Annotated in this window: 1 protein-coding gene; it reads left to right on the forward strand. The window is 42.6% G+C overall.

The annotated features are described in order from the left end of the window. Positions 1–189: chorismate-binding protein (locus ACSG5Z_RS30950; protein ID WP_435712869.1), on the forward strand; the 189-nt coding region annotated here is incomplete at its 5' end. Between the last annotated feature and the right edge of the window lie 107 nt (positions 190–296).

The following is a 296-nucleotide window of genomic DNA, read 5'->3' on the forward strand; positions in this document are numbered from 1 at the left end:
GGCTGGATAGATGATGAAGGAAATGGTGAATTTGCGGTTGCACTTCGCTGCGGATTATTAAATGGCGCAAAACCATCCTTATTTGCCGGGTGCGGGATTGTAATTGATTCAGTACCGCAACTTGAATATGAAGAAACAAGCTTGAAGTTTAGACCGATGCTTGGTGCTTTGGAGGAATTAATGAAATGAACAATCATATAGAAGCATTATCATATTATTTAGGCGCGTTCGTGGATGAACTGACGCGTCGAAATGTATGTGATGTTGTCATTAGTCCAGGCTCACGGTCAACACCC

The sequence above is a fragment of the Bacillus pretiosus genome (assembly GCF_051294775.1).
GTDB lineage: Bacteria > Bacillota > Bacilli > Bacillales > Bacillaceae_G > Bacillus_A > Bacillus_A wiedmannii.